Below are 23,367 nucleotides of genomic sequence, written 5' to 3'. Positions count from 1 at the left end.
AATGTTTTCAGCATTTCTTTATCAGAAATTCCATTATTTTTAAGCCAATTAAATATTTTTAAGGGATATAAAGGGGGTAAAGCATTTACCAAAGATAAAATTTTTATAGAAGCAGAAAACTTTGAATATAATAAAACTACCTTAGTTTTAATTGCAGAAAATAATGTAATTTTAAATGATAAAATAAGAAATATAAAGGTAGAAGCAGAAAAAATTTTATACAATAAAAAGGAAGAGATAATTATTGCTGATGGGAATGTTGTACTTAGAGATAACAAAAAAAATTTAAGATTAAAAGCTAGTAAAATTTTAGTTAATAATAAAAATAGAGAAATTGAAGCTTTTCAAAATGTAGAATTTGATGATTTAAATTTAAATATAAATGTCATTTCAGATAAGGCATTATATTTTGATAATGAGAACAAAATTGTTGTTAATGACAATGTTGAGTTTAATGATTTAATTAATAATATTTCACTTAATGCCGATGAAATAATATATCAGAAAAATCTTAACAAAATATATTCTAAAGGATTAACTACAGCTCTAATTGAATCTAACTATTCTTTTAAATCAAAAGATGTTGTTTTTTTAAAAGATGAGATGAGATTATTTTCTTCAGAAAAAACTAGTATAAAAGATTCAAATAATAATCTTTATGAACTAGATAGCTTTGATTACCAAGTAGAAAAAGAATTTTTAAAAGGCGAAAATATTTTAGTCACAGAAAATTACAAAATGTCCTCAAATGAAAAAGATAAATACTTTTTTAAGTCTGGATTTATTGATTTTAAAAATAAGTATTACAAAACAGGACCAGCAAAAATTTTTATAAGAAAAAATATTTTTGATAGATCTGAAAATGATCCAAGGATTTATGGCCAATCTTCAAATCATAAAAATGGAGTTACAACATTAAAAAAAGCAGTTTTTACAAGCTGTAAAAGGACTGACAAATGTCCGCCATGGCAAATAGAGGCCTCAGAAATCAAACATGATAGGAATAAAAAACAAATAATTTATGATAACTCAATACTAAAGTTGTATGACGTTCCAATATTTTATTTTCCTAAATTTTTTCACCCTGATCCAACTGTAGATAGGCAATCAGGTTTTTTATTACCAAAACTAAGTAACTCCAATGTTTTAGGATCCTCAATTAGTACACCATATTTTCATGTAATTTCAGAAAATAAAGACATGACATTTAATCCCACGTTATTCTCAAAAAATACTAAAATGATCCAAACAGAATATAGGCAAGAAAATAAACATTCTTCTTTAATTGCTGACGTTGGATTAACCAATGGATTTAAAACATCTTCAACAAACAAAAAGGAAAATATTAACCATATATTTGCTAAATTAGAAAAAAAAATTAATTTAAGTAATTTTTTAACAGGCGAATTAAATTTTTTTCTCGAAAGGGTGAGTAAAGATACTTACCTAAAGATTTTTTCAGATTATATAAACAACAATGTATTAAAACCAAATAATACAGATGTTTTAAAATCTGGTTTAGATTTTGATCTAGAACATAGTGATTATTCTATATCTGGTGGAGCTGAAATTTATGAAGATTTATCAAAAATACAAAGTGATAGATATCAATATGTAATGCCATACTATAATTATTCACATCAACCTTTGTTCAATAATTTTGGTACAATAGAGTTTGATTCAAGTGGTAACAATGTTTTAGAAAATACAAATCAAATTGAATCCAGAATAATAAATAATTTTAAATTTAGTACAAATGATAAAATTTTTGAAAATTTTGGACTAAAAAACAATGTTAATTTTTATCTAAAAAACTTAAATAGTTTAGGAAAAAATTCAACTACTTACAAGTCTAGTCCACAAATAGAATTGTTATCATTAATTGAAATGAATACAGAATTACCAATGATCAAAGAATCAGAAATTTATGACAAAATGCTGACACCAAAATTATCTTTAAGAATTAACCCTGGAGAAATGAAAAATCATTCTACAGATAAAAGAAATATAAATGCGAATAATATTTTCAATATTAATAGACTTGGTATAGATGATAGCTTTGAATCAGGAAATTCTTTAACTTTTGGTGTTGATTATAAGAAAACAAAAAAAGATAACAGCAAAAAATATATTGAATATAAATTTGCAACTGTATTTAGAGATGAAAATGAACCAAATATATCACCACAAACATCATTGAACGATAAAAATTCTTATTTGTTTGGATCGATAGATAATAAAATGTCTGAGTATTTAAAATTAAATTATAATTTTGCTATTGATAATAACATCGAAAATTTTATGTATAACTCAATTGGACTTAATTTCTCGCTTAATAATTTTGTAACTGAATTTAACTTTATTGAGGAGGAATCTGATTTAGGAAATACAAATTTATTTGAAAACGTAACAAAATATCAAATTAATGAGAATAATTCATTTGGTTTTAAAACAAGAAAAAATAGAGAGATAAATCTTACAGAATACTATGATTTAGTCTATGAGTATAATAACGATTGTTTAACTGCAGGAGTTAGATATAAAAAAACATATTATGAGGATAGAGATTTAAAACCCTCTGAAAATCTGATGTTCACTATAAGCTTTTACCCATTAACAGCTATTCAACAATCTGTTAAATAATTTTCAATGATGTTGAAATATTTAATAAAATCTATAATTATTTTGTTATTTTATTTAACCTGTGTTACTCAAGTTTTTTCTTTAGAAAACAAAATAATTGTTAAAGTTGATAACGAAATTATCACAAGTGTAGATATAATTAATGAAGTTAAATACTTAAAAGCATTAAATCCTAATTTAAGTAAATTAGATAAAAATAAAATATATCAAATCGCAAAATCTTCTCTTGTTCGAGAAAAAATAAAACTAATTGAAATTTCAAAAATTGCAGAGAGTAAAATTTCTGAGGAATATTTGGAGAATATTATTAAAAATATATACTCATCTATAGGCTTTAATAATAAAAAAGAATTTATAAAATATTTAAATAATTTTAGCATTGATATAGAAGAAGTTGAAAATAAACTTTCAAATGAAGCTTTATGGAATCAACTTATTTATAGAAACTACTATACAAAAATAAAATTTGACGAAAGAAAAATTAGAGATGAAATCAAATCAATTAATAACGAAACATATTCTTACTTACTTTATGAAATTTTATTTAACTCAGATGATAAAAGTGAGGCAGAAAAACTGTATAATCAAATTGAGTTAAGTATAGAAAAAAATGGTTTCGAAAATACTGCATCAATATTCAGTATATCTGAAAGTGCAAAAACAGGTGGCAAGCTGGGATGGATAGAAGAAGGCTCTATGAGTAAAAAAATTGTTTCAGAAATATCTCAGCTAAAAAATGATGAATATACAAAACCTATATTAATTCCAGGAGGTTTTTTAATTTTAAGTGTAAAAAATAAAAAAAAAATCCAAAAAAATTTAGATATCGAACAAGAAGTAAAATTAAAAATAAAATCAATACAAAACCAACAATTAAATCAATTTTCAAATATATATTTTAATAAAATTAAAAAAAATGTTAGCATCAATGAAAGTTAAACCAATTATTATCATTAATGGTGATCCAAATAGTATATTCGTTGAAATATTTTTTAAGTCGTTAAATTTAAAAAAATTTAATTCTCCTATAATTTTAATTTCTTCTTTAAAACTAATTAAAATTTATAGTAAAAAATTTAAAACTAAAAAAAAAATAAAAGAAATTAATTTAAAAAATATAAAATTAAGAAATTTAGAAAAAGATTGTATTAATCTCATTGATGTAAAACTTAATTTTACCAATATTAAAAATATTAAAACAAGAGATTCAAATTTATTTATCAAAAAATCTTTTGAAATAGGCTTAGAATTAATTAAAAAAGGAATAAGCAATAAATTGATTAATGGGCCAATTACTAAAAAAAATTTTTTGAAACAAAAATATCTAGGAATTACAGAATATCTTGCTTCAAAAAATAAAACAAAAAAATTTGCCATGTTAATATACAATGAAAAATTATCTGTTTGTCCCTTAACAACTCATATTCCTCTTAAATATGTTTCAAAAAACATAACTATTAAAAATATTTATGCAAAAGTTCTATTGATTAATAAATTTTACATTCAATACAAAAAAATTAGACCTAAAATAGCTATTTTAGGTCTTAACCCACACTGTGAAAGTATTGATGATTTTAATGAGGATGAAAAGATTATAAAACCTGTCGTTAAAAAATTATCAAATTCAGGTTTCAACGTTTCAGGTCCTTTTCCCGCTGATACAATTTTTTTGAAAAAAAATAGAGAAAAATTTAACGTTATATTGGGCATGTATCACGACCAAGTACTTAGTCCATTAAAAACCATATATGAATATGATGCCATCAATATTACTTTGGGTTTGCCTTTTTTGAGAATTTCGCCAGATCATGGACCTAATATAAAAATGGTAGGTAAGAATATGTCTAACGAAAAAAGTCTGTTTAATGCTATAAACTTTTTGGATAAAAATTGATTAAAGCCAAAAAAAGTTTAGGTCAGAACTTTTTAATTGATAAAAATATACTTGAAAAAATTGTAAATATTACCGAGATCAAAAATAAAACAATACTTGAAATTGGTCCAGGTACTGGGAATTTAACATCCTTTATTATTAAAAAAAAACCTAAAAAGTTTTTAGTTATTGAAAAGGATAACATTTTAGCAAAAAAAATTGAAGATACCTATAAAGATAAACTTAAAGTTATCAATGATGACGTTCTAGATGTTGATGAAAATTCTCTATTTGATGAAAAAGTGACTGTATTTGGAAATTTACCTTATAACATTTCAACTGAAATTCTTAATAATTGGATAATTAACTTAAAAAATGATTTTTGGTTTGAATGTCTTGTTTTAATGTTTCAGAAAGAAGTTGCTGATAGAATTATTGCAAAATTTAATACATCAAATTACGGAAGGTTATCAATTATTTGTAATTGGAAATTAAATATAAAAAAGATATGCGATATAAAGCCTGAAGCATTTTACCCAAAACCAAAAATAGATAGCTCTTTATTATTTTTCTATCCAAAAAAAAATTTCATTAAAATTAATAATCCAAATAGTTTAGAAAAAATTACAAGAATTTTTTTTAATCAAAGAAGAAAAATGTTAAAAAAACCCTATAATCAAATTTTTAATGGAGATAAAAAAGTCTTAGAAAAACTTAAAATTGATCTAAATTTAAGACCACAAAATTTAAATTTAGATACCTACTACAAACTAGCTTATGAATATGAGAAGTTAGGAAGTTAATGTTTCTACATGAGCTCTTATGTAATCTATATCATAATCTTTTGAGCCATTATTTAAAACCGCATTAATCAAATTGGTAATTTTTAAATAACACTCATTCAAATCATTGTTTATAACTACATAGTCATAATTTATCCAATGTAATACATCCCTTTCAAATTGTTTCATTCTTTCTTCTGCTATTTGGTTGTCGTTAGAGTGTCTTTTAGTTAACCTTTCAAATAACACTTCTTTACTTGGGGGCAATATAAAAAAAGTAATTAATTTATAATCTAATTTTTTGTTTTTTATTTGATCCGCTCCCTGCCAATCAATATCAAAAAGTACGTTTTTACCCTTATTTAATTTATCTATGACTGGTGTTCTTGTTGTGCCATAAAAATTATTGAAAACTTTTGCATATTCTAAGAATTCCTGATTTTTAATTAATCTTTTAAAATCTGATTCATCAATAAAGAAATAATCTTCATTTTGATTTTCGTTAGGTCTTGGTTGTCTAGTTGTGTGTGATATTGAGATCTCGAAATTTTCCTTTTCAGATAATTTTTTTACTAAAGTAGTTTTACCTGCTCCCGAGGGAGAAGATAATATTATCATTACCCCATCTTTTTCTGATGGCATTTTAATTTCTAGTTAGCTTTTCCTTCGATAAATTTAACCGCATCACCTACAGTTAAAATTTTCTCAGCTTCACTGTCCGAAATTTCAGATCCAAATTCTTCTTCAAAAGCCATCACTAATTCTACAGTATCTAAACTATCAGCGCCTAAATCATCTATAAAACTTGATTCTTCAGTAACTTTAGCTTCGTCGATACCTAAGTGATCTGCTACAATTTTTTTTACTTTGCTTGAAACGTCTTCTGACATATTGATCCTTTTTGTTATAAATTCTTAATAGTTTAAAAACCTATTTTGTCAAGCCATATACATGCCTCCATTAACATGCAAGGTTTCGCCATTTATATAACTTGATTGATTTGAACATAAGAAAAGCACTGCATTTGCAATATCATCTGGCTCACCTAGCCTAGCTGAAGGAATTGTTGATATTATTGCCTCTTTAAATTTATCATCTAATTTGTCTGTCATTGCAGTTTTAATAAAGCCAGGTGAAATACAATTAATATTTATATTTTTCTTCGCATACTCTATTGCTAAACTCTTTGACATTGCAACAATTCCTGCTTTAGAAGCAGTGTAATTAGCCTGTCCTAAATTACCTGTATGTCCAACAACTGACGTAATATTAACAATCTTTCCAGATTTATTTTTAAGCATTTTTTTAATTGCTGATTTGCTCATTAAAAAAGTTGAAGTTAAATTAATTTCAATTACTTTTTTCCATTCATCTAGACTCATTCTTATTGCTAAATTATCTTTGGTAATACCTGCATTATTAACTATACAATCTAAATTACCACCAAGTTCTTGGGTTGCGTTTTCAACAAATTCCTCAATTTTATCACTTTGAGAAATATCAAACTTTAATATTTTAATATTTCCATACTTTTCTTTTAATTCCTCGAGTTTTTCTATTCTTGTACCTGAGGCTAATATATTTGCACCTGCTTGATTTAATTTTCTAATTATTGAATTTCCAATTCCACCTGAAGCACCTGTAACGATAATATTTTTACTTTTCAAATCTGTCATATTTTTAAATCCTCAATATCACTTTGATCATTAATTGTATTAATTTTAACATTTCTATTGATTCTTTTTACCAAACCTGACAAAACTTTCCCAGGTCCAATTTCTATAAAATGGTCTACATCATTTTCTATCATTTTAATCACGCTTTCTCTCCATCTAACTCTATTCTCTATTTGCTTAATCAATAGATTTTTAAGTTCATCTGGATCTTTAATTGCATCAGCAGTAACATTTGAAATTAATTTATTTTGTCCATTTTTAAAATTAAGTTTATTTAACTCCACTGACATAATTTTTGTTGCATTATTCATCAAATCGCAATGGAAGGGTGCACTCACTGGAAGTTTAATATTTTTTATTGAATTATCTTTTAAGATTTGAATTAAATTTTCTAAATCCTCAGTTTTTCCACTTAAAACAATTTGACCTTCAGAATTGTCATTTGCAATTTGTACTTTTAAATTTTCTTTATTTTCTTTCAAAATTTTTTCAATCACATCAACTGATGAGCCTAAAACAGCAACCATTCCTCCCTGCCCTTTAGGCACAGCGTTTTGCATTGCATCTCCTCTAGTTCTTAGTATTTTTAAAGTATCTGAAAAATCAAGATATCCCGCGCATGATAGAGCCGAATATTCGCCTAAAGAGTGTCCTGCAAAGTATTTAGCTTTATTTAAATCTAAGTTAAATTCATTTTTTACAAGATTAAATATTGAAAAGCTTATTAAATATATTGCTGGCTGTGTATTAGCTGTTAAATCTAGCTCTTCTTTTGGTCCTTCTAGAATAAGTTTGGAAATAGAAAAATTTAGTATGTCGTCTGCCTGTTTAAAAAGGTCTTTTACTATATTAAATTTATCATAAAGCTCTTTTCCCATTCCCACTATTTGAGATCCCTGACCTGGAAAAATTACTGAAAACATATAAAAAAAACTAATATTTTTGCCTTTTTAACTATTGTAATTGAACTTTTATAATAGTATATCCTCACTTTTTATTAAAGAACTTAAATGAATTTATACGAACATACAATTATAGCTAGACAAGATACTTCGCCAAGTGAATTAAAGCAATTAACAGAAAAATATTCTAAAATTGTTGAAAAAAATGATGGTGAAGTTGTTAAAACTGAAAACTGGGGATTACTATTCTTATCTTATCTAATTAAAAAGAATAAAAAAGGGAGTTACATACACTTTAAACTAAAATGTAAAGGTAACGTTATTGATGAATTAGAAAAAAGTGAAGCTATTGATAAAAAATTACTGAGATATCTAACAGTTCGAGTAAAAAAATTTGATTTAGAAACAAACTATTTTGGAAAAAAAGAAGATAGTGAAAAAAAAGAAAGTGCAAAAAACTAATGCCAAAAAGACAAAGTGGAAATAAAAAAGGTAAACAGAGTAGTTTTGCTAAATTAAGTATTTTTCAACCAAATAAATACAAATTTAAAAAAACTTGTCCATTATCAGTGAAAGGCGCTCCAGAAGTAGATTATAAAAACATTAAACTTTTAAAAAAGTATGTTTCTGAAAATGGTAAAATTTTACCTTCAAGAATTACAAATGTATCTCAAAAAAAACAAAGGGAGCTTTCTCTTTCAATTAAAAGAGCTAGAAATTTAGCGCTAATATAGAATGAAAGTAATTTTGCTAGAAAACGTAAAAAGAATTGGATCTATTGGTGAAATAATAGATGTGAAAAGAGGTTTTGCAAGAAACTTTCTAATTGCTAATAAAAAAGCTCTCTTTGCATCAAAAGAAAATATTAAAGAGGTTGAAAAAATTAAAGCTGAGTTATCAAAAAAAGATAACGAAAAGAAAAAAGAAGCTTCACAAATTGCTGAACAGATTAATGGTAAAGAGTATTCTATCAAAAAGCTAAGTACAGAAAATAATGAATTATATGGTTCTGTTAAACCAACTGAAATTTCAAAACTTATTAAAGAAGAAAATAAAATTGATGTTAAGCCTTCAATGATACAACCGGTTGAAGAAATAAAAGCTTTGGGTAAATTTAAAGTAAAAATTTCTTTACACTCAGAAGTTGATGCTGAGATTGCTATCAATGTTTCTTCGGCTGATACAATTCAATAATTATACATTCTTTTCCCCAGCAACAATTTACAATTTGATTTAATTAATTTTCATGTACATTTATTTTCATGGAAAACAATTTAAGTGTAGTTAAAGATCAATTTAAAGAGTTACCAAATAACATTGAGGCGGAGCAAGCAGTTATAGGATCTATCCTTGTAAGCAACGATATTTTTGATGAAATAAATACAATAATTTCCTGTATTAACTTTTATGATCCAATGCATCAAAAAATATTTGAAGCAGTTGAAAGTCTTATTTACAAAGGAATGTTGGCTAACCCAATTACTTTAAAAAATTATTTTGAAGATGAAAAAGATGATCTAAATGTTCCAGAATATTTAGTAAAAATTACAAAGTTTTCTACATCAGTTAGGCAAGCAATTGAATACTCGAAAATAATTTACGATATGTTTGTAAGAAGAGAATTAATAAAAATTTCTGAACAAACAATTGATAGTGCAAAATTAAATGATGTTAATACTAACGGACAATCTATAATCGAAAGTTCTGAAAGATTATTATTTGATCTAGCTGAAAAAGGTTCTTTCAATTCTTCTTTAGTGAAATTTGATGAAGCAATGAAACAAACAATTGAAATGGCTTCAGCTGCTTACAAAAATGAAGAGGGAATTGTTGGTGTTCCAACTGGTTTAAAAGATTTAGATGATAAGCTCGGTGGTTTGCATCAATCAGATTTAATTATTATAGCTGGTAGACCATCAATGGGTAAAACATCACTTGCAACAAATATTGCTTTTAACGCTGCCCAAAAATTACAAGAAAGTGGTAAGAAATCATCTATAGCTTTCTTTTCGCTTGAAATGTCTTCAGAACAATTATCTACAAGAATTATATCTGAACAAGCAAGAATTAGTTCTAATGATATTAGAAGAGGAAGAATATCGGATGATCAATTTGATAAATTTTTAGAAACATCAAAAAATATTTCTGAACTGCCTCTTTATATTGATGAAACTCCAGCAATAAGTATTGCAGCTTTAAGTAATCGAGCAAGACGTATTAAAAGGCTTTTTGGTCTAGATATGATTGTGGTTGATTATATTCAGCTAATGAGAGGAACTACATTTAATAAAGATGGAAGAGTTCAAGAAATATCACAAATTACTCAAGGGCTTAAAGCAATAGCCAAAGAGCTTTCTGTTCCTGTGGTGGCTCTTTCACAGTTGTCTCGACAAGTAGAACAAAGGGACGATCATAAGCCTCAATTGGCAGATTTAAGAGAGTCTGGCTCTATTGAACAGGACGCAGATGTAGTAATGTTTGTTTATAGAGAAGGATATTATTTACAGAGAAAAGAGCCAAGAGAAGCAACTGTTGAGCATGCGGAGTGGCAAGCAAAAATGAATGAGGTTGCTCATTTGGCACAAATCATAATTGGAAAACAAAGGCATGGTCCTATTGGCAATGTAACTCTTGAATTTGAAGAAAGATTTACAAAATTTAAGGATACTCAATTAAGTTAAATTCCAATATAAAGAGCTTGAATGATAGCTCATTTTTATCAAAACATTATCCTTAAAAATCCCAAAGCAATATTTGTATTTTTGATTATTGCTATTTTAAGTTTTGGGTACTATTCAAAAAATTTTAGGTTGGATGCTTCATCAGAAACCTTGTTAATAGAAGGTGATCCGGATTTAGCATACTTGAAAGAAGTTTCAGAAAGATATGGATCTAAAGAGTTTTTAATTCTTACCTATACACCAAATGAGGGAATGGTAACTGATTCATCAATTAATAATTTATTAAGTTTAAAATATAAAATTCAAAGTCTTGACTGGGTTCATAGTGTAATTACTTTATTAGATATTCCACTTTTAAATAATTCTGATGCACCCCTTCAAGAAAGACTAGATAGCTTCAAAACATTAAAAGATGAAGATGTTGATAGAAATCGAGGTTTTAAAGAGATTTTGAATAGTCCTGTTTTTAGAAATTTTGTCATCAGTGAAGATGGTAAAACTAGTGGGATTATTGTTAACATTAAGCAGTCTCAAAAATTAGAAGAGATAGAAAATAAATCAAAAGAAGAAGTTGAACTAATAAAAGATCAAATCAAAAAACAAAATCATCAGAATATTTTAGAAATTAGACAAGTTATTCAAAGTTATGAGGATGTTGGAAAGATTTATCTTGGAGGAATACCAATGATTGCTGATGATATGATGACTTTTATCAAAAGCGATATAATAGTTTTTGGTTTAGGAGTTCTGTTATTTATAATTGCTACTTTATGGGTTGTTTTTAGAAATCTTCTTTGGATTGTGGTTCCTATAAGCAGTTGTCTTTTTTCTGTGATAATAATGATGGGATTGCTTGGATTGCTAGGATGGAAAGTTACAGTTATCTCATCAAATTTTATTGCACTTATGTTAATTTTAACAATGGCAATGAATATTCATATGAGCACAAGGTTTCTTCAACTTAAAAAAGATTTCCCATCAAAAAATAATTTTGAAATCATTTCTTTAACCACTTCAAAAATGTTTTGGCCAATTCTTTATACTGTTCTAACAACAATTTTTGCTTTCTTATCTTTAATTTTTAGTGAAATAAAACCTATTATTGATTTTGGTTGGATGATGACCTTTGGGCTAATTACATCATTTATCATCACATTTACTCTACTACCTACCCTTTTAAACTTTGCACCTACAAACAATATTACTGTTAAAAAAGAACAGAAATCAAAAATTACAAATTTACTTAGTATAATTTCTCTTAATAATAAAAACTCAATTTTCTTGGTAACTGGAATAGTTATAATTTTCAGTATTGTTGGCATAAGCAAGCTTGAAGTTGAAAATAGTTTTATAAATTACTTTGATAAGAATACTGAAATTTACAGGGGTATGAAGCTTATAGATGAGGAGCTGGGTGGAACCACTCCTTTAGAGGTTATTATAAAGTTTCCAAAGAAAGAAAAGGTAAAAAAATCTGGGGAAGACGATGAATTTGACGATTGGGGTGATGAAGAAGATGCTAATGATGAAAAATATTGGTTTACCAAAGATAAAATTGATCTAATTACATCTGTTCATAATTACTTAGATAGTTTACCTGAAATTGGAAAAGTTCTATCTTTTTCATCTATTATTGAGGTTGCTACTCAATTAAATAATAATAAGCCTTTAGGTACTTTAGAAATGGGAGTGCTTTACTCTAAAATTCCTGAAAGTATTAAAACTGAAATCATTGACCCCTATCTTTCAATTAAAGATAATGAGGCTAGAATTAGTTTAAGAATAATAGACTCGCAGGAAAATTTAAGAAGAAATGATTTAATTAACAAAATTAATTTTGATCTAAAAGACAAATTTGGTTTAGAGGAAAAAGATTATAAATTAGCAGGTGTATTAATATTATTTAACAATTTATTACAAAGCTTATTTAAATCTCAAATTTTAACATTGGGATTAGTTATGATTGGAATATTTTCAATGTTCATAATCTTATTTAGAAATATAAAACTGTCATTAATTGGTGTTGTTCCAAATTTTATTGCAGCTTTTTTTATACTAGGAATAATTGGATTGTTAGGAATACCGTTAGATATGATGACTATAACTATTGCAGCAATTACAATAGGTATCGCAGTAGATAACAGTATTCACTATATTTACAGATTTAAAGAGGAGTTTAATAAAATAAAGGATTACAACAAAACATTAAAAACGTGTCATTCAACGGTTGGTGTTGCTATACTAAACACTTCAATTACGATTGTTTTTGGTTTTTCAATTTTGGTGTTATCAAAGTTTATCCCAACAATTTATTTTGGTGTGTTTACAGGACTTGCTATGTTATTAGCTATGATATCGGTATTAACACTACTTCCTGCATTAATTTTAATTATTAAACCTTTTGGCAAATCATCTTAATGTTAGAAATCATACAAGATTTTTATAAAGCAATATCAATAATTGATTTAATTTATTTAATTTTAACAATTCTTTCTTTGATAAATTGTTACAAAAAGGGCTTCATTTTAAGTATTCTCTCCATAGCTAAATGGTTGCTGGCATACATAATTACATTAATTCTATTTCCAAAAATTAAACCCTATGTAAAAGACATAATTGATAATGAGTATGTGCTTGATGTTGGTCTAGGAATAATAATATTTGTGGTCGTTATCTTTTTGGTTTTGTTAATTAATAAAGGAATCAGTAAAGCAGTCAGATATACGGGAATCGGTGGCTTAGATACGACATTTGGATTCTTTTTTGGTTTTATAAGAGCTTACATTATTTCTGTATGTATCTTTTCAGGTGTTCATATTGTTTATAATTATGATAAATGGCCAATAAATTTTGACAAATCATACGTCTTTCCATATTTAGAAAAAGGTAGTAGTTATCTGATAAAAGAATTTCCTAATGAAAAAACATATCAAGATTCTAAAGAAAAAATTACAGAGCTATAATCCAAGACTAAAGGAAGAATGTGGAGTTTTTGGTATTAGCAATGCAAAAGATGCTTCAGCTCTAACAGCACTTGGATTACATGCTCTTCAACATAGAGGTCAAGAAGGTTGTGGAATAGTTACTTTTGATGGAGCAAAATATTATTCTGAAAAAAGATTTGGCTTAGTTGGAGATAATTTCAACAAAGAAAAGGTACTTAATAATCTTAAGGGAAATTATGCAATTGGCCATAACAGATATAGTACAACTGGTAACAATATATTAAGAAACATTCAGCCCTTTTTTGCTGATACCAATGCTGGTGGAATTGGAGTTGCACATAATGGAAATCTTACTAATTCAATTGCTTTAAGAAATAAATTAGTTGAAGATGGAGCTATATTTTACACTACCTCAGATACTGAAACGATTGTTCAATTAATTGCTAAATCAAAGAGACCAAAAACAATTGATAAAGTAATTGATGCAATTTTTCAAATTCAAGGTGGCTATGCATTAGTGATGTTAACTCAAAACTCTTTAATTGGAGTTAGAGATCCTTACGGGATTAGACCGCTAGTAATTGGTAAGCTTGGCAATAGTTATGTCTTAGCATCTGAAACTTGTGCATTTGACATTATTGGTGCTAAATTTGTTAGGGAAGTTGAAAATGGAGAGATAGTTTTAATTGAAAATAACAAACTGAAAAGTATTAAGCCCTTCCCTGCTAAAAAAGTTAGACCTTGCGTATTTGAATATATTTATTTTTCAAGACCAGACAGTTTAATAGGAGGAAAAACAGCATATGAGCATAGAAAAAACATCGGTAGAGAACTTGCAAAAGAAAATGATACTGATGCTGATATAGTTGTTCCAGTCCCAGACTCTGGAAATGCTGCTGCTATGGGTTTTGCTCAAGAATTGAAAATGAACTTTGAACATGGTTTAATTAGAAATCATTATGTTGGAAGAACTTTCATAGAACCAAGCCAAAAAATTAGGAGTTTGGGTGTCAAATTAAAATTAAATGCTAATCAAACAACAATTAAAAATAAAAAAATAATTCTAATTGATGACTCACTTGTCCGGGGAACCACATCTTATAAAATAGTTAAAATGCTTTACGACGCTGGTGCAAAAGAAGTTCATGTTAAAATTGCGTGCCCTGAAATAAGATACCCAGATTTCTATGGTGTAGACACACCTACAAAAAAGGAATTGTTAGCAGCAAATAAAACAAATGATGAAATTTGCGAATATATTGGAGCTAAAACTTTGAGATTTTTGTCAATTGAGGGTTTGTATAAAGCAATTGGTTTTGAAAAAAGAAATGAAACATATCCACAATTAACAGATCATTATTTCACAGGTGAATACCCTGTTAAATTAGTGGATGAATTAGGAGATAATAAAATAACTCAGTTATCTTTACTAAGTACTGGATCAAACAATTAAGTTATGAAAACAGTAAATTTTACTGAAATGAAAAATGGAACTAAGGAAGATTATGAGCTTCTTGAAAAATTTGAGAAAAACTTTGAAAGACAAACAGCTGAGAGAGTTTTAAATTATTTATCTAAACAAACTACAACTTTAGAAGGTTACAAAATCACTAGACTAGAACACTCCTTACAAGCAGCAACAAGAGCTTTTAAAAATAAAGAAAGTGATGAAATGGTTGTTGCAACTTTATTACATGATATTGGAGACGATTTAGCGCCAATGAATCATTCTCAATATGCTGCATCTATACTAAGACCTTATGTTTCAGAAAGAACTTATTGGATTATTCTACACCATGGTCTTTTTCAAACTTACTACAGCGCTCATCATTTAGGGGGTGATAGAAATGCAAGAGATATATTTAAAGACCACAAGTATTATCAAGACACGATAGATTTTTGTGAAAAATATGACCAATGCTCTTTTGACCCTAATTACAAAAGTATGACTTTGGAAGATTTTAAGCCATTAGTTAAAAAAATATTCGCAAAAGAGCCTTATTATTATCTTTAAATTTAGATATAAATCACTACTTACAGCGCATGATTGATTCAAAAGAAAAAATTATAAATTATTTTAAATCAGGTATTAAAGAGTCCAAAAATTTCAAAATTGGGATCGAGCATGAAAAGTTTTTATTTAATAATTCGAACAATAAAAGAATTGATTATTCAAAAATAAAAGAAATGTTTACAGCCCTGCTTGAATTTGGCTGGAATCCAGTTTTTGAAAAAGAAAATATCATTGCTCTTAATAAAGGTGGAAAAAATATAACTCTTGAACCAGGTAATCAGATAGAATTATCAGGAGATAAATTAAATCATATGCACGAAGCTTGTGCAGAGTCACAAGACTATTTATTTGAATTAAAACAAGTTACAAAAAAATTAGATATTAAAATTGTTAGTGCAGGATTCGATCCAATATCTAAATTAAGTGAAATCCCAAACAATCCTAAACAACGATATGAACTGATGACTAAGGATATGCCTCTAGGTGGCGAACTTAGTTTGGACATGATGTATCGAACATGTGGTACACAATTAAATATAGATTATAGCTCAGAAGAAGATTTTGTTAAAAAGTTCAGAGTAGCAAACTCAATAGTACCTATTGCCATTGCTTTATTTGCGAATTCCTCAATTGTGGAGAAAAAAAATAGCAACTATTTATCTTATAGATCTAAAGTATGGCAAAGTACTTCCAGAGGTGGATTGCCTAAATTATTTTTTGAAAATATGAATTTTGAAAAATATGCAGATTTTGTAATTAATTTTCCTATATTATTTATACAACATAAAGATCAGTATATTTCAGGAAGGAAATATATTTTTAAAGATTTTATGGAAAGAAAAATCCAAAAAATTGGAAATAGACTTCCAACTGAAGCAGACTTAACAACTCACTTAAGCACAATATTTACAGAAAACAGAGTTAAGAAATATATTGAATTAAGATCAATGGATACCTGTGGTTGGGATTGTTTATGTGCAGGACCAGCTTTCAATATAGGCATGCTTTATGGAAATTTAGATGAAGTTTATGAACTAATTTCAACATGGGAGATCGATAAAATAATTAACGCTTATCTAGAGGCGCCACTAAAGGGATTTAACACTCAATTAATGGGTAAAGATCTTCTTTATTGGTCATCTACACTTTTAGATCTTTCAAGAAAAGGTTTAGAGAATAGAGATGTTTTAAGTAAAAAAGGGAATAACGAGACTGTATTCCTAAACCATCTACAAAAAGTAATTGATAATAAGACAACAAACGCAGATCATATGATTAGTAAATTTTCAAAAAACGAAAATTTAGACGAATTGTATGATAAATAAAATTGTTGCTGTTCAAGGAAATCATCCTTCTAAACTAAATCCTTTAACGGATACAAGTGTTTTTTTAGCTAACGAAATTCAGAACAAAAAATATAAAATTTTCTATTACGATCCAAAAGACTTATCAGTTGTTAATTCAAAAGTTACAGCTAAGGGTTTTTTTATTAAATTTAACTATAGCAATAAAAAATTCTATAAAATTACAAAAAAACAAAATCTAGACTTAACAAAATGTAAATTTATTCTTATTCGCCAAGATCCACCTTTTAATCTTGAGTATATTTCAACAACTTACATTTTAGATACAATTAAGACTAAAGTTAAAATAATTAACAACCCTACTTCAGTAAGGAATATTTCTGAAAAATTGTATTCATCTAAATATCAAAAATACATGCCAGCTACTATTTTTACTCAAAATATGGATGAAATTAAAAAATTTTTCCAAAAAAACAAAAAAGTTATTTTAAAGCCCATCCATAGTTTCAGTGGAAATGATATTCATTTACTTACTAAATTTAATTCAAAATTAATTAATAAATTTATAAAAAAACATGATCATATAATGTGCCAAAAATTTCTTCCTAAAATAAGTAACGGAGATAAAAGGGTTTTTATTATTAATGGGAAAGTATGCGGTGCAATTTCAAGAGTTCCAAAAAAAGGTTCTATTTTAAGCAATATGAGTAAAGGAGCAAAACCCACTAATATAAAATTAACAAGTAAAGAAATTAAAATTTCAAAACTAATTGCAAAAGATTTAAAAAAAGAAAATATTTTTTTTGCAGGAATTGATTTTATAGATCAAAAACTCAATGGAGATATTAATGTTACCTCTCCAACTGGACTTAAAACACTTTATGATCTATCAGGAAGAAATTTAGCTAAAACTTTTTGGAAAGAGCTTAAAGCGTGAACAATTTAACCGATCAACAAAAAGGTTCATTGATGGCTTTTATAGGAGTTATGTTTATAACTCCAGATTCTTTACTAATTAGATTATCAAATATTGATACTTGGGGAATGCTTTTTTACCGAGGGGCAATACCATTTTTAGTAGTTTTAGTTGGTCTTCTTTTATTTTATAAAAATAATTTCTTAAAAGCTTTGTTTAAAATTGGTTACCCAGGGATTTTTTATGTAATTAGTTTTTCTATTTGTAATATTACTTTTATTATTTCAATTCAAAATACTAATGTAGCAAACACTTTATTGATGGTAGCTCTTGCACCAATGTTATCAGCAATCTTAGGAGCTATTTTCTTAAAAGAAAAACCAGATAATAAAACTTGGGTTGCTATAATAATTACCTTCATTGCTTGTGTTTATATTTTTTACGACTCTTTAAGTCTTGGCAATTTTTATGGAGATATGTTTGGTTTAATCACTTCTTTTGGATTAGCCTGTAACGCAAACATTGCAAGATATGCAAAATCTACCGATTTAGTACCTGCTGCTGTAATTGGAAAATCTTGCGTTGCTATATTTGCCTTTTTCTTCGTTAAAGACTTTGCATTAGTAGGAAACGATCTTTTTTATATACCCTTAATGTGTGTAATGTGTGTAGCCATACCATTTGTTTTAGTCACCATAGCACCAAGATTTATAACTGCAGCTGAAGTTAATCTATTTTTCTTATTAGAGACTATTCTTGGACCGATATGGGTTTGGATGGTTATTAAAGAACAGCCCTCTAACGAGACTATCTATGGAGGTATCGTTATCATTATTACGATAGCAATTCATTCTTTACTGGCCATAAAAAAAACACAAACCAAAACTACGTAGCCAGAAATTATTAAACTTAAAAACTAAATATGCAAAAAGAAGTAAAAAAGTCTTGGGCTCTATTTATAGGTATTGGAACCATGATGATAGCTCATGGATTGCAAATGCAAATCATGGGTATTCGTTCTGTGCTTGAGGACTTTAGTGTTTTTACAACTGGTATATTTATGTCAGGTTATTACATTGGTTACTTTATTGGCTCTAAAACCACTCCAAACTTTGTATCTAAAGTAGGTCACATTAGAGTTTTTGCAGCTTTTGCATCACTTGCATCACTTAGTGCGCTGCTTGCAGTAGTTTATGTAAATCCATTTATGTGGACTATCAGCAGATTTATAACTGGTATTAGTTTGGTTAGTTGTTATGTCGTAACAGAAAGTTGGTTGAATGATAGAGCAACTAATAAAAATAGAGGTCAATTATTATCTGCTTACATGATGGTAATTTATTTTGGACTAGCAGTAGGAATGTTGCTTCTTAACTTAAGTGAGCCAAAAGCATATGAGCCTTTTATTTTGGTATCTATTCTTTTATCTTTAGCACTTGTTCCAATTTTATTAACCAAAAGACCAGCTCCTAAGTTTAAAAAAATAGAAACAATAAGTATTAAAGAATTGTATGAAATATCTCCTCTTGGAACGTTTAGTTCTTTTTTTACTGGAGTTATTCACGCTGCATTTTTTTCTTTAATATCTGTTTATGCAACACTTGCTAAATTTACTCTATTTGAAACTTCAATTTTATTATTTATAGCAACAATTGCTGGTGTACTTGGCCAAGGACCCATTGGATATTTTTCAGATCAATACGATAGAAGAAGAGTAATCGTTGTTACTACTTTCGGAAGTTCTGCTTTAGCATTACTATCAATTTTAACTTCAAATGATCCTATCCAAAATATTTACTACATGGATGAACTTGCATTTAAAAAAATAGTATTCTTCATTGCAGTAGGACTATATTCAAGTTTATGTTTACCTTTATTTTCACTTAATCTTGCACATACAAATGATTTTGTTCCTAAATCAAAATTTGTTGCAGCTGGAGGTGGATTACAATTAATATTTGGTGTTGGAGCTATCAGTGGTCCAATTTTATGTTCATTATTTATGGAATGGTTTGGATTAAATGGATTTTTTGTTTTTTTAATTTTAGCTCACGCTTTAATTGGTGCATTCGGTTTATACAGAATGAGAATTAGAGAAACTGTAGATAATCCAGATTCTACTTTTACACCTGTTCCAGCAACTATTACGCCTGCTGGACTAGAACTAGACCCCGATACACCTGCAACACTTGATGAAAATCCAGTTAATGAAACTGCAAAACTTAATTAATTATTTCTATTTTATCACCGACATTAATTTTGGAAGATGAAAGAATTTGGCATCTAAGGCCTCCTTTTCTCATAAATTCTTTAAGAATATTTTTTTGATCAAGCATTTCAGTCAAATGTCGACACGGTCTACATAATTCAATTCCCTCTAATTCAACGTTTCCTACTTTCAATTTTTTCCCAATTAAATCGTTTAACTGAATCCCTTTTGTAACAACGTTCCGTCTAAAATTGATGTAAGGTATATCGAGCCCAAATTTAATATTATATTCATCAATATTCTCCGCCTCTATTAAAGATAATTGATTGTAAGGATCATTAAAATCATGAAAATGTCGATCACCTACTATTCCTTTATTTGCTAAAACCTCAATTGAATTTACTTCCTTGATTGGTTGATTGTTGTTAGCAGTAATTCCTAATTTAAATACTTCGGCCATAAATTATTGAAGAAATAGTTGAGCTCATATAATCTTTTTAAAATAATATGACTTATCTATCATCAAATCAACTTAAACAGTATGAAGATCAAGGTTACATATCCCCAATTGAAGTTTTGTCTAGTCGTGAAGCCTTAGAGGCAAGAGAAGAAATCGAATTAATTGAAAAAAAATTACCAAATGAAATAGATAAATCGGGAAGATATAATGTTCATTTAATTTCACCAAAACTTGATTCGATTGTTCATAATTCAAAAATTTTAGATGCAGTAGAAAGTATTATTGGAAAAAACATCTTAGTTTGCAGTACTACTTTATTTATTAAAAACCCTAACGAGCAAGGTTTTGTAAGCTATCACCAAGATGCAAAGTACATAGGATTAGAACCACACAATTGGGTTACAGCATGGGTGGCATTAACAGATTCGAATGAAAATAATGGATGTATGAAAATGTGGCCTAAATCACATTTGAATATTAAAGATCACAATGAGAAATTTAATGAAGGAAATTTACTTACCAGGGGACAAACAGTAGAAAATGTACCTGAAGAAGAAGTTAAATCTATAGAACTAAAAGCTGGTCAAATGTCTTTGCATCACCCAAGAGTAGTGCACGGCTCAGGAATAAATAAGAGTAATGATAGAAGAATAGGATTTGTTATCCAAAGTTATATAGGGACAAACGTAAAACAAACCTTGGGTAAAAATAGCGTCCAAATTGCAAGAGGAGAGGATAAATATCATCATCATGAAGTAATAAATAGAACTAATGCTTTAATGAGTGAGGAAAGTATTTTACTTCGAAAAAAAGAAAATGATTACTTGCAAGAAATTTTTTATAAAGGTGCAAAACAAAAAGGATCTTATTAGTTTATGAAAAAAGCACTTAACCTTGGAGTAATTGGAATAGATCATGGTCATATTTTCGATATGCTAGATGAAATGATCAAAGAAGGTTGTAGCTGTAATTATTTTTGGACAGATGGAGATCCTTTAACTCTTCAAGAATTTAATAAAAAATATCCAAATATTAAAAGAAAAGAAAATAAAGAGGAAATATTAAAAGACTCATCTATTGATATGATTTTAATATCTTCGATCCCTGCAGATAGAGCTGGTCATTCAATAGATGCATTAAAAGCTGGGAAAGATGTTATGGTAGATAAACCAGGCTGTACTACCTTGGATCAATTAAATAATTTGAAAAATACTGTTAAAGAAACTGGAAAGATCTGGTCTGTAAATTTTTCTGAAAGATTTCACGTTGCTGCAGTTGCTAAAGCTGAAGAATTAGTCAATGAGGGAAAAATAGGAAAAGTAAAACAAACGATTGGTACAGGTCCCCATAGACAAGGTAACTATGAAAGACCTGATTGGTTTTATAATCGTCAAAGTTATGGAGGAATTATTACCGATATTGGTTCTCATCAAATTCATCAATTTTTAGTTTTCACAAACTCAAATCAGGCAAAAATAAACCATGCATTAGTAGAAAATACGACAAAGAAAGATATGCCTGGTTTTCAAGATTTTGGTGAAGTGAACCTTACTGGTAATGGTGGGCATGGCTATATTCGTCTAGATTGGTTTACTCCAGATGCCCTTCCAACCTGGGGAGATGGAAGATTGTTAATCCTTGGAGACAAAGGTTTTATTGAAATAAGAAAATATACAGACTTAGCAAAATCAGAAAAAGGTAATCATTTATTTTTAGCAAATAATGATGAAGTGAAACATATTGATTGTTCTAATGTTAAGCTACCCTACTTTAGAAATTTAATTAATGATGTTTTAAACAGAACAGAAACTGTATGTCCACAAGATCTTACTTATCTTTCGATGGAACTTGCTATTAAAGCTCAAGAGCAAGCTGAAAAAAAATGAAAAAATATCAAGTAGCAATAATTGGAACCAACATAGGAGCAAAACATTTTGAAGATTTTCAAAAAGTATCAGAGAGATTTAATGTTCACACATTATGTGGTTTAACTAGGGAGGCTATTGATAAAATATTACAATCAATTACTGAGACAAAAGTTTCTCTAAATTTTGATGATGTATTAAAAGTTAAAGAAATTGATATTATTGATATTTGTCTCCCACCACATTTACATTTTTCTGCTTGTAAAAAAGCTATGGAAGCTGGAAAGCATGTGATTTGTGAAAAACCATTAGTTTCAAGTCTTAAAGAAGTAGATGAGTTAGAAAAGATCAGTAAAGAAACAGGTAAGATTATTTTCCCAGTATTTCAATATCGATATGGTCTAGGGTTTTCAAAATTAAAAGCATTAATCAAATCTGGTTTAGCAGGAAATCCTTTGGTTGCTTCTTTAGAAACTCATTGGAACAGAGGTAAAGATTATTATTCAAAACCTTGGAGAGGAACTTGGGAAGGTGAACAAGGTGGTGCAATATTAAGTCATTCAATCCATATTCATGATTTAGTGAGTATGATCTTGGGACCAGTTTCAAATGTTTTTGCAAAATTAACAACTAGAGTAAATAATATTGAGGTTGAGGATTGTGCTGCCCTATCTATTGAAATGGAAAACGGCACATTAGTTACAAGTTCAATTACATTGGGTGCAGCAAATGATACGAGTAGACTTCGATTTTGTTTTAAAGGGTTAACAGCTGAGTCTGGTGCATCACCAGATAAACCATATAGTCCAGCTGATGATAAATGGGACTTTTTACCAAGAGCTCCTATAACTCAAGCTCAAATAGATGAAGTTCTATCAAAAGTAAAAGAACCAAAATCCTGGTATGCAGGTATGTTTGATGAAATTGCAAATAAATTAGATGGATCTCATAGTGATGAAGTAACTTTATCAGATGCTAGAAAATCTCTAGAATTTGTAACTGCTGTGTATGATTCTTCTAGACAAAATAAGAACATTAAACTTCCAATCAATAAAGATAATCCTTTATATAGTTCTTGGTTACCTTTAAATAATTAA

At 27.9% G+C, this 23,367-nt stretch carries 24 protein-coding genes; 19 read left to right on the top strand and 5 right to left on the bottom strand.

Annotation, left to right across the window (positions count from 1 at the left end):
* The 4 genes from AMN88_RS01290 to rsmA form a co-directional block, all read left to right on the top strand.
* A partial coding sequence (locus AMN88_RS01290; protein WP_075536076.1) for an LptA/OstA family protein occupies nt 1-2,643 on the top strand: 2,643 nt, incomplete at its 5' end.
* 6 nt (nt 2,644-2,649) lie between these two features.
* Nucleotides 2,650-3,582, top strand: coding sequence for a peptidylprolyl isomerase (locus AMN88_RS01285; protein WP_082254602.1), 933 nt, complete (start codon nt 2,650-2,652; stop codon nt 3,580-3,582).
* Nucleotides 3,560-4,537: a 4-hydroxythreonine-4-phosphate dehydrogenase PdxA gene (locus AMN88_RS01280; protein ID WP_256997771.1), complete on the top strand. Its 978-nt coding sequence runs from the start codon at nt 3,560-3,562 to the stop codon at nt 4,535-4,537. Before AMN88_RS01285 ends, AMN88_RS01280 begins: the two co-directional genes overlap by 23 nt.
* Nucleotides 4,534-5,319, top strand: a complete 786-nt coding sequence (gene rsmA, locus AMN88_RS01275) for a 16S rRNA (adenine(1518)-N(6)/adenine(1519)-N(6))-dimethyltransferase RsmA (protein ID WP_082254601.1) — start codon at nt 4,534-4,536, stop codon at nt 5,317-5,319. The genes AMN88_RS01280 and rsmA overlap by 4 nt, the downstream gene beginning before the upstream one ends.
* Here the strand turns inward: rsmA and gmk are convergent.
* From gmk to fabD, 4 genes are read right to left on the bottom strand one after another with little or no spacing between them, the layout of a single operon-like run.
* On the bottom strand, nt 5,308-5,940 hold the full coding sequence (gmk, locus tag AMN88_RS01270) for a guanylate kinase (protein WP_075536075.1): 633 nt from the start codon (nt 5,938-5,940) through the stop codon (nt 5,308-5,310). The genes rsmA and gmk overlap by 12 nt on opposite strands.
* Before the next feature lie 8 nt (nt 5,941-5,948).
* Nucleotides 5,949-6,188, bottom strand: a complete 240-nt coding sequence (locus AMN88_RS01265) for an acyl carrier protein (protein ID WP_008544320.1) — start codon at nt 6,186-6,188, stop codon at nt 5,949-5,951.
* Between the two features lie 48 nt (nt 6,189-6,236).
* Complete coding sequence (gene fabG, locus AMN88_RS01260; RefSeq protein WP_075536074.1) at nt 6,237-6,974, bottom strand: 3-oxoacyl-[acyl-carrier-protein] reductase; 738 nt, start codon at nt 6,972-6,974, stop codon at nt 6,237-6,239.
* A complete protein-coding gene (gene fabD / locus AMN88_RS01255) occupies nt 6,971-7,897 on the bottom strand; it encodes an ACP S-malonyltransferase (protein WP_075536073.1) in 927 nt (308 codons plus the stop codon). Before fabD ends, fabG begins: the two co-directional genes overlap by 4 nt.
* A gap of 87 nt (nt 7,898-7,984) precedes the next feature.
* Between fabD and rpsF the strand changes: the two genes are divergently transcribed.
* The 12 genes from rpsF to AMN88_RS01195 all read left to right on the top strand — a co-directional run bounded on the left by rpsF (nt 7,985) and on the right by AMN88_RS01195 (nt 19,966).
* Nucleotides 7,985-8,338, top strand: coding sequence for a 30S ribosomal protein S6 (rpsF, locus tag AMN88_RS01250; RefSeq protein ID WP_075536072.1), 354 nt, complete (start codon nt 7,985-7,987; stop codon nt 8,336-8,338).
* Nucleotides 8,338-8,610, top strand: coding sequence for a 30S ribosomal protein S18 (gene rpsR / locus AMN88_RS01245; RefSeq protein ID WP_075536071.1), 273 nt, complete (start codon nt 8,338-8,340; stop codon nt 8,608-8,610). Before rpsF ends, rpsR begins: the two co-directional genes overlap by 1 nt.
* A gap of 1 nt (nt 8,611) precedes the next feature.
* A complete protein-coding gene (gene rplI / locus AMN88_RS01240) occupies nt 8,612-9,070 on the top strand; it encodes a 50S ribosomal protein L9 (RefSeq protein ID WP_075536070.1) in 459 nt (152 codons plus the stop codon).
* A 68-nt stretch (nt 9,071-9,138) separates the two neighbouring features.
* Nucleotides 9,139-10,557: a replicative DNA helicase gene (locus AMN88_RS01235; protein WP_075536069.1), complete on the top strand. Its 1,419-nt coding sequence runs from the start codon at nt 9,139-9,141 to the stop codon at nt 10,555-10,557.
* 21 nt (nt 10,558-10,578) lie between these two features.
* The gene (locus AMN88_RS01230) at nt 10,579-12,975 is read left to right on the top strand and encodes an efflux RND transporter permease subunit (protein WP_075536068.1); all 2,397 of its coding nucleotides are present in this window, start codon (nt 10,579-10,581) and stop codon (nt 12,973-12,975) included.
* Nucleotides 12,975-13,520: a CvpA family protein gene (locus AMN88_RS01225; protein ID WP_075536067.1), complete on the top strand. Its 546-nt coding sequence runs from the start codon at nt 12,975-12,977 to the stop codon at nt 13,518-13,520. The genes AMN88_RS01230 and AMN88_RS01225 overlap by 1 nt, the downstream gene beginning before the upstream one ends.
* On the top strand, nt 13,474-14,955 hold the full coding sequence (purF, locus tag AMN88_RS01220; RefSeq protein ID WP_075536066.1) for an amidophosphoribosyltransferase: 1,482 nt from the start codon (nt 13,474-13,476) through the stop codon (nt 14,953-14,955). Before AMN88_RS01225 ends, purF begins: the two co-directional genes overlap by 47 nt.
* Nucleotides 14,956-14,958: 3 nt before the next feature.
* Complete coding sequence (locus AMN88_RS01215) at nt 14,959-15,516, top strand: HD domain-containing protein (protein ID WP_075536065.1); 558 nt, start codon at nt 14,959-14,961, stop codon at nt 15,514-15,516.
* A gap of 29 nt (nt 15,517-15,545) precedes the next feature.
* Complete coding sequence (locus AMN88_RS01210) at nt 15,546-16,841, top strand: glutamate--cysteine ligase (RefSeq protein ID WP_075536064.1); 1,296 nt, start codon at nt 15,546-15,548, stop codon at nt 16,839-16,841.
* Nucleotides 16,831-17,757 carry a glutathione synthase gene (gene gshB / locus AMN88_RS01205; RefSeq protein WP_075536063.1) on the top strand — a complete coding sequence of 309 codons (927 nt, stop codon included), beginning with the start codon at nt 16,831-16,833 and terminating at the stop codon, nt 17,755-17,757. The genes AMN88_RS01210 and gshB overlap by 11 nt, the downstream gene beginning before the upstream one ends.
* Nucleotides 17,754-18,629 (top strand): DMT family transporter, encoded by an 876-nt coding sequence (locus AMN88_RS01200; protein ID WP_075536062.1) that lies wholly within the window; start codon nt 17,754-17,756, stop codon nt 18,627-18,629. Before gshB ends, AMN88_RS01200 begins: the two co-directional genes overlap by 4 nt.
* Before the next feature lie 29 nt (nt 18,630-18,658).
* Complete coding sequence (locus AMN88_RS01195; RefSeq protein ID WP_075536061.1) at nt 18,659-19,966, top strand: MFS transporter; 1,308 nt, start codon at nt 18,659-18,661, stop codon at nt 19,964-19,966.
* Here the strand turns inward: AMN88_RS01195 and AMN88_RS01190 are convergent.
* Entirely contained in the window at nt 19,959-20,405 is a 447-nt protein-coding gene (locus AMN88_RS01190) for an MOSC domain-containing protein (RefSeq protein ID WP_075536060.1), read from the bottom strand. The two genes, AMN88_RS01195 and AMN88_RS01190, sit on opposite strands and share 8 nt — an antisense overlap.
* A 47-nt stretch (nt 20,406-20,452) precedes the next feature.
* Between AMN88_RS01190 and AMN88_RS01185 the strand changes: the two genes are divergently transcribed.
* The 3 genes from AMN88_RS01185 to AMN88_RS01175 are packed head-to-tail and all read left to right on the top strand — an operon-like array spanning nt 20,453 to nt 23,367.
* The gene (locus AMN88_RS01185) at nt 20,453-21,277 is read left to right on the top strand and encodes a phytanoyl-CoA dioxygenase family protein (protein ID WP_075536059.1); all 825 of its coding nucleotides are present in this window, start codon (nt 20,453-20,455) and stop codon (nt 21,275-21,277) included.
* Between the two features lie 3 nt (nt 21,278-21,280).
* Complete coding sequence (locus tag AMN88_RS01180) at nt 21,281-22,291, top strand: Gfo/Idh/MocA family protein (protein WP_075536058.1); 1,011 nt, start codon at nt 21,281-21,283, stop codon at nt 22,289-22,291.
* Complete coding sequence (locus tag AMN88_RS01175; protein WP_075536057.1) at nt 22,288-23,367, top strand: Gfo/Idh/MocA family protein; 1,080 nt, start codon at nt 22,288-22,290, stop codon at nt 23,365-23,367. The genes AMN88_RS01180 and AMN88_RS01175 overlap by 4 nt, the downstream gene beginning before the upstream one ends.

Origin of the sequence: Candidatus Pelagibacter communis (assembly GCF_001180165.1) — a bacterium.
Taxonomy (GTDB): Bacteria; Pseudomonadota; Alphaproteobacteria; order Pelagibacterales; family Pelagibacteraceae; genus Pelagibacter; species Pelagibacter ubique_P.
Note: the sequence above shows the minus strand (reverse complement) of the source record. Positions and strands in the feature narration are given on the sequence as shown.